Annotated in this window: 6 protein-coding genes; 4 read left to right on the top strand and 2 right to left on the bottom strand. The window is 69.3% G+C overall.

The genetic code is table 11. The annotated features are described in order from the left end of the window. On the top strand, positions 1 to 535 hold a 535-nt coding region (locus GJV64_RS09495; RefSeq protein WP_164157004.1), incomplete at its 5' end, for an NUDIX domain-containing protein. Further along, on the top strand, positions 532 to 1443 hold the full coding sequence (gene nudC / locus GJV64_RS09490) for an NAD(+) diphosphatase (RefSeq protein WP_164157003.1): 912 nt from the start codon (positions 532 to 534) through the stop codon (positions 1441 to 1443). The genes GJV64_RS09495 and nudC, both read left to right, overlap by 4 nt. On the opposite strand, the gene GJV64_RS09485 is transcribed toward nudC, so the two are convergent. Next, positions 1440 to 3824 (bottom strand): putative bifunctional diguanylate cyclase/phosphodiesterase, encoded by a 2385-nt coding sequence (locus GJV64_RS09485; protein WP_164157002.1) that lies wholly within the window; start codon positions 3822 to 3824, stop codon positions 1440 to 1442. The two genes, nudC and GJV64_RS09485, sit on opposite strands and share 4 nt — an antisense overlap. A gap of 124 nt (positions 3825 to 3948) precedes the next feature. Between GJV64_RS09485 and GJV64_RS09480 the strand changes: the two genes are divergently transcribed. Next, positions 3949 to 6246, top strand: coding sequence for an ATP-dependent helicase (locus GJV64_RS09480; protein WP_164157001.1), 2298 nt, complete (start codon positions 3949 to 3951; stop codon positions 6244 to 6246). Positions 6247 to 6294: 48 nt separating this feature from the next. On the opposite strand, the gene GJV64_RS09475 is transcribed toward GJV64_RS09480, so the two are convergent. Beyond that, on the bottom strand, positions 6295 to 6663 hold the full coding sequence (locus GJV64_RS09475; protein ID WP_164157000.1) for a hypothetical protein: 369 nt from the start codon (positions 6661 to 6663) through the stop codon (positions 6295 to 6297). 78 nt (positions 6664 to 6741) lie between these two features. On the opposite strand from GJV64_RS09475, the gene GJV64_RS09470 reads away from it, so the two are divergent. After that, the coding region (locus GJV64_RS09470) for an MFS transporter (protein ID WP_164156999.1) at positions 6742 to 7160 on the top strand (419 nt) is incomplete at its 3' end.

Below are 7160 nucleotides of genomic sequence, written 5' to 3'. Positions count from 1 at the left end.
CGTGCCGGCGGGTACGGCCGGGGATTTCGCCCAAGGCCTTATGGACCTTGCCCGTCGTGTGTGCACGCCGCGCCGCCCGCGCTGCCTGGCCTGCCCGATCGCCGATGCCTGCGCGGCGCGCGCCGCCGGCAACCCGGAGGATTATCCGGTAAAGGCCGCGAAGAAGGCACGGCCCACCCGCCACGGCACCGCCTGGTGGCTGGAGGCCCAGGGCCGGGTGCTGACCGTGGTGCGCCCGGCGCGTGGTTTGCTGGGCGGCATGCGGGCGCTGCCCAGTTGCGGCTGGCTGGGGCCGGGCGCGGCGCCCCCGCCCGAGCTGGCGCCAACGGGTGACTGGCGGCCGCTGGGCGTGGCACGGCATGGCTTCACCCATTTCGAACTGGAACTCGCCGTGATGGGCCTGGTGCTGCCGGAACCGCCGGCCATCGCGTTGCCCGACGCGCAATGGCTGCCGCGCGACGGCTTGTCGGGCCTGCCGACCCTGTTCATGAAGGCGGTGCAGCTGGGGCTGGCAGCAGGGAAAGAGGCGGCATGACGATATTTCACGATGTTCCGGTGACCGGCTTCACCGGCGGGCGGCTTGATCGGGCCGATGAACTGCGGCGCGATCCGGCGGCGCTGATTGCCCTGCGCGCGCGCGCCGATGCCCGCTGGCTGGTGCTGGACAAGCTCAATCCCGTTGTCCGCCCCGGAAACAAGGAGGGCGATCCGCCCGGCATCCTGTGGGCCTATCGCTCGGACGTGCCGCACGATGCGCTGTCGATCTTCGTGGGCATGGATGGGGAGGCGCCGCGCTTTGCCGCCGCCGCGCCCTCCGATGAGCTGGTCAGCGATTTCGGCGGGCAGGTGCTGGACGCCCGCGCCGCTGGCGCCCTGCTGCCGGCGCCCGAAGCCGCCATCGTGGCGCAGGCGCGCAGCATCATCGACTGGCACCAGCGCCACGGCTTTTGCGCGGTGTGCGGCGCCCCCACACAACTGGCCAAAGCCGGCTATGCCCGCCAGTGCAGCGGTTGCAAGGCCGAGCATTTCCCGCGCGTCGATCCGGTGGTGATCATGCTGGCCGTGAAGGACGGCCATGCCCTCGTCGGCCGCCAGCCGCGCTTTCCCAGGCGTTTCCTGTCGGCGCTGGCTGGCTTCGTGGAGCCGGGCGAAAGCCTGGAGGAAGCGGTGCGGCGCGAGCTGTGGGAAGAAGCCGGCATCACCACAAGCCGCGTGCGCTATCTTGCCAGCCAGCCCTGGCCCTTCCCGTCGAGCCTGATGATCGCCGCCTTCGCCGAAGCCCAGGGCTTCGACGTGCGGCTGGACGAGGAAGAGCTGGAAGAGGTGCGCTGGGTGACCAAGGACGAGGTTCGCGCCGCGCTGGCCGGAGCAGGTGACTGGCTGGCGCCGCCGCCGATGGCCATCGCCCACACGCTGCTCAAATGCTGGGCCGATGAACCTTAAGCCACCGCCTGTTCGCGCACCAGCCGGGCAGCGTCTTCGGGCGGCATCGGTTTGCCGAACAGCCAGCCCTGCGCCTGGGTGCAGCCCAGTTCCCTGACCAGTTCGAAGGCCGCGCGGGTTTCGGTGCCTTCCGCCGTGGTCGCCATTTCGAGGCTGGCGGCCAGCCGCACAATGGCCTGTATGATGGCGCTGGCTTCGTCGCCGCTGGCGCCGTCTTCACCGGTCATGGCACGGGCCACAAAGCTGCGATCGATCTTCAGGCGCGAAAAGCGGGCCTTCTTCAGCGTGCCCAGCGCCGAATAGCCGGTGCCGAAATCATCCAGCGCGAAGGTGACGCCCATCGCCGTGAGCCGCGCCAGCACGTCGGTGATGGCCGGCTTTTCGGCCAGGAACAGGCTTTCGGTGATCTCCAGCTCGAGCCGGCGCGGCGCCACGCCGTGGCGGGCGAGCGCGGCGGCGATGATGTCGGGCAGGGCGGCATCTTCCACCTGCACCGCCGACAGATTGACCGAGATGCCGACATGATCGGGCCACTGCGCTGCCTGCGCCAGCGCCTGCTCGATCACCCAGCGCCCAATCGGCAGGATCAGCCCGGTCTCCTCGGCCAGCGGCACGAACTCCAGCGGCGGGATCAGGCCCAGTTCGGGATGGTGCCAGCGCAACAGCGCTTCAAAGCCGGTGACACGTTCATCACTGGCATCGACAATCGGCTGGAACACCAGCGCCAGCTGGCGGCGGGCCAGCGCCTCGCCCAGATCGGCTTCCAGCCGGCGGCGCTGAGCAGCAGCCTGGGCCATTGCTGCTTCATAGCGCAGCGCGGCGCCGCGGCCCTGCTCTTTGACCCGGTAGAGCGCAAGATCGGCGCATTTCAGCAGCGCCTCCGGGCTGCGGGCGTCAAGCGGTGTGGCAGCCCAGCCCACCGAGGCGCCAACCATCACTCGGCCCGCCGCGCCATCCTCCCCCAGCGGGAAGGGCTGCGCCAGTTCGCTCACCACCCGCTGCGCCAGGGCGGCAGCCTGGGCCGGATCGGCATCGGGCAGCAGCAGGGCAAACTCGTCGCCGCCCAGCCGCGACACCAATATGGGCTCGCCGCGCCCGCCCTTCACCACGGCCTGCAATCGCTGCGCCACCAGGCGTAGCAGCAGGTCGCCGGCGGCATGGCCGAACCCATCGTTGACCGCCTTGAAGCGATCGAGATCGACGAACAGCAGGGCCGCCGGCCGGCCGCTGCGCACCGCCCGTTCCACCACGTCGTCCAGCGTTTCACGGAACAGGCTGCGGTTGGCGAGACCGGTGAGCGGATCGAAGCGCGCCAGCTGGGCGATACGTTCATGGGCGCGCCGCGCATCGGTGACATCGCGGCCAACCCCGCGATAGCCGGCAAAGGCGCCGCCGGCATCAAAGCGCGGCGTGCCCGACAGCGACCACCAGCGGATGTCGCGGCCCAGCGGCACCGGCACCACCAGGTCGCGGAACGGCTGGCGGGTGCCCAGCGCCTGCGCCAGCGCCGCCGTGCCGGCCCCGCCATGCACGGGGTCGAGCAGCGACAGGAGCGGCTGCCCCTCGAGGTCCGCCGGCCGCCGCCGCGCCACGTCGGCAAAGCGCGGCGTCACATGGCCGAAGCGGCCCAGCGCATCCAGTTCCAGCAGCCAGTCCGAGCCATTGGCCTCATATTCATTGAGCAGCAGGCGCACCACCTCGCCCTGTTCCTGCAGTTCGGCCTCGCTCTTCAGCCGGGCCATCGTGGTCCAGGTGTTGACCAGCGCCGCCCGCGCCTTGATCAGCGCGAAGCTGGCCAGCCCGAGGGCGAACAGCGGGTGATGCAGGGCTGCCCCGGGCGGCAATGCCCCCCACATGGCCCCGCCGATCAGCATCACGACGGCCAGCACCGCCACCGGCATGGTGGACGCACAGTTGGACAGGGCGCCCAGAAAGATCATCGAGAAGATCATCAGGATCGCCTGACCTTCGGCGCCCAGCCGGGGTGCCAGCGTGGCCACCAGCCCGGCCCAGCTGGCAGCGAACAGCGCGATCTCGCCCGTGACCAGCCAGAACCGCCACTGCGGCACCGCCAGGCCGGCCAGCAGGCGACGACGCCCCAGCGAGATCGCCAGCAGGCCCCACCACAGCGACAGCAGCACGAGGCCACCCGTCCAGGGCGCGATCCGGGCAAAGGGCACCTGGCGGCCGAAGGCGCCCAGCAGCATCGTCAGGTTTATGGTCAGCAGCGCAAGGTTGAACGGCAAGTTGGTGGCCATCTGGGCCAGCTGGTGGCCACGCACCCGGGCCCAGAAGCCATCATTGGCCTGGGCAAAACCCAGAAGCTGCAGCCAGCCCAGATCACGCGCGATCGGCACCGGCGGCACCAGCATTGCAGTCATGCCCATCGTCCCTGGATCGGTTGCAATTTCCTGGGGCATGAAACGGCGGCGGCAGCGGCGCGTTGAATCGCCGCCCCAAAGTCGGTGCTTGGCAGGCGGCGGCTTGTTCCATACTTGTTCACGGATGGAGCCTGCTGCCCTCCCCGATTCCCCCAATGCTGCCGTGCCGCCCTGGCTGGCCGGGCTCAACGCCCCGCAACGCGAGGCGGTGACCACCACGGACGGCCCAGTGTTGATCCTGGCCGGCGCCGGCACCGGCAAGACCCGGGCGCTGACCGCGCGGCTGGCGCATATCCTGTTCAGCCGGCTGGCCTTTCCCAGCCAGGTTCTGGCCGTCACCTTCACCAACAAGGCGGCGCGCGAGATGAAGGAGCGCACCACCGCCCTGTTGGGGCCGATGAGCGAGGGCCTGCCCTGGCTGGGCACCTTCCACGCGCTTTCGGCCAAGATGCTGCGCCGCCATGCCGGCCTGGTGGGGCTGACGGGCGATTTCACCATCCTCGACACCGATGACCAGCTGCGCCTGCTGAAACAGGTCATCGCCGAGGCCGGAATCGACGAGAAGCGCTGGCCGGCCAAGCAGCTGATGAGCCTGATCGACCGCTGGAAGAACCGCGGCCTGTTGCCCTCAGCGGTGCCGCCGGGCGAAAGCCACGCCTATGCCGACGGGATGAACGGTGGGGGCGCTGCGCTCTATGCCCGCTACCAGGAACGGTTGGCGACGCTGAACGCCTGCGATTTCGGCGACCTCTTGCTGCACATGCTGGCGATCTTCCGGGCCCACCCGGATGTGCTGGCCGAGTATCGCAGCCGCTTCCGCTACGTGATGGTGGATGAGTATCAGGACACCAACAGCGCCCAGCACCAGTGGCTGAAATCGCTGGTGAACGAGGCACGCAACATCGCCTGCGTGGGCGATGATGACCAGTCCATCTACAGCTGGCGCGGCGCCGAGGTGGCCAATATCCTGGCCTTCGAGCGCGATTTTCCGGGCGCGAAGCTGATCCGGCTGGAACAGAATTACCGGTCCACCCCGCACATACTGGCGGCCGCCAACGCGCTGATTGCACACAATCGCGGCCGGCTGGGCAAGGCGCTGTTCACCACCCACGCCGGCGGCGAGAAGGTGGCGGTGACCGCCGTGTGGGACGGGCCGGAGGAAGCCCGGCTGGTGGGCGACGAGGCCGAGCGGCTGGCCCGCGAAGGCGCCTCGCTGAATGACATGGCGATCCTGGTGCGCGCCCAGTTCCAGACCCGCCTGTTCGAAGACCGCTTCATCGCCATCGGGCTGCCCTATCGCATCGTCGGCGGCTTCCGATTCTATGAGCGCGCTGAAGTCCGCGACGCGCTGGCCTATCTGAGGCTCGTGCAGTCGCAAGACGATGCGCTGGCCTTCGAACGCATTATCAACGTGCCAAAGCGCGGCCTTGGCGACAAGGCGATGGCGACGCTGCACGGGCTGGCCCGCGCCGGCAACCTGCCGCTGCCGCGCGCCGCACAGCTGGCCGTGGAGCGCGGCGAGCTCACCCCGGCGGCGCGGCGGTCGGTGCAGGCGTTCCTCGCCGACGTAGCGCGCTGGCGCGAGATGGCGGCCAGTCTGTCCCATGTCGAACTGGCCGAGGTGGTGCTGGAGGAATCGGGCTATGTCGCCATGTGGCAGGCGGAGAAGTCCACCGAGGCCGATGGGCGAATCGAGAACCTGAAGGAACTGGTGCGGGCGATGGGCGATTATCCCTCGCTCACCGCCTTCCTGGAGCATGTCGCGCTGGTGATGGACAATGATGCCCAGGGCGACGGCGAGAAGATCACCATCATGACCCTCCACGCCGCCAAGGGGCTGGAGTTTGATCATGTCTTCCTGCCCGGCTGGGAGGAGGGCGTGTTCCCCAGCCAGCGCGCGCTGGACGAAGGCGGCACCGCCGCGCTGGAGGAGGAGCGCCGGCTGGCCTATGTGGGCATCACGCGCGCCCGGCGCACCGCCCACATCATCAACGCCGCCAACCGCCAGGTCTATGGCCAGTGGACGGCGGCGTTGCCCAGCCGCTTCATCGCCGAACTGCCGGACGCGCATGTGTCCACCCGCTCCACGCTGTCGGGCGGGCCCAGCCTGTGGCGGGCGGCACTGGCCGGCGATGATCCCTTCGCCGATGTCGGTCGCGGCACCGGGCGCGGCCCAGGCTGGAACCGCGCCGCCCAAAACGCCGGCGGCGGCTTTGGGCCGCGCGCCGCCGTGCCGAAGGAAGCACGGGTGAGCGCCGTGTCACTCGCCCCGGCGCCGGCCGTCAGGCGCGGGGCACGGGTGTTCCACGCCCGGTTCGGTGAAGGCGTGGTGGTGCATGTCGACGGCAACAAGCTGGAGATCGACTTCGGTGCAGCGGGACGCAAGCGCGTGCTCGACAGCTTCGTAACGCTGGCGGAGTAGAGCTGGGGCAGCGTCAAGATCCAGCCGGCAATCCGTGCCGAACGCCGTTCAGGCGCGGCCAGTCATGTCACTGCCGGTGAGCATCAGGCCGATGTCGCGCATGACCGCCGGGGTGATGTACATCATGCCGATCAGGGCAAAGGCGATGGACTGGAGCTGTTCCCAGTTCATGAACTCGCGCGCGAAGAAATAGATGCCTACGACCAGATAGCCGTTGAAGCCGGCACCGAGCGACAGGATCAGCGCGCCGAGCGCCCAATACCAATTGATGCCCATGGTCCAGCCGACCCACGCCATCATCATCATGGCGACGCCAACGCCAGCCAAGGTGAGGGCCAATACAAAGCCCGGGAGATAACGCAACCCGCCCATGGGATTTAGCAAATACCATTGATTCCCCGAGTCGGCAAACCGCACGCGACGATTCGTCCGCCCGATGCGGCCTTTGCGTTGCCGCCACGTTGCCGCAGCGACAGCGGCTGGCTATGCGGGGCCATGCCCAGCTTGTCCCTGCCTGCACCGCTGCAGCTGCGCGATTATCGCGCCTTCTGGCTGGCGCGCTTCTTCGCCACCGTGGCCGGCATGATGCTGGTGATCGTGATCGGCTGGCAGGTCTATGACATTGCGCGAGCCAGCATGAGCCGCGACGAGGCGGCCTTCCTGCTCGGGCTGATCGGGCTGGCCCAGTTCCTGCCACTGTTCTGCCTGGCGCTGCTGGTGGGCGTGATTGCCGACCGCATGGACCGGCGGCACATGGCGCGCGCCGCGGTCGCCCTCGAAATCGCCTGCGCCGCCGTGCCGGGGGCGCTGGCGCTGGCCGGAGAGGTTCCGATGGCGGCGCTGTTCGTGGTGGCGGCGCTGCTGGGCGTGGCGCGCGCTTTCCAGGGGCCGTCGATGGCGGCGTTGGGGCCCAA

Origin of the sequence: Sandarakinorhabdus rubra (genome assembly GCF_010994245.1) — a bacterium.
Lineage (GTDB): Bacteria > Pseudomonadota > Alphaproteobacteria > Sphingomonadales > Sphingomonadaceae > Sandarakinorhabdus > Sandarakinorhabdus rubra.
This window is presented reverse-complemented; position numbering and strand designations above follow the sequence as displayed.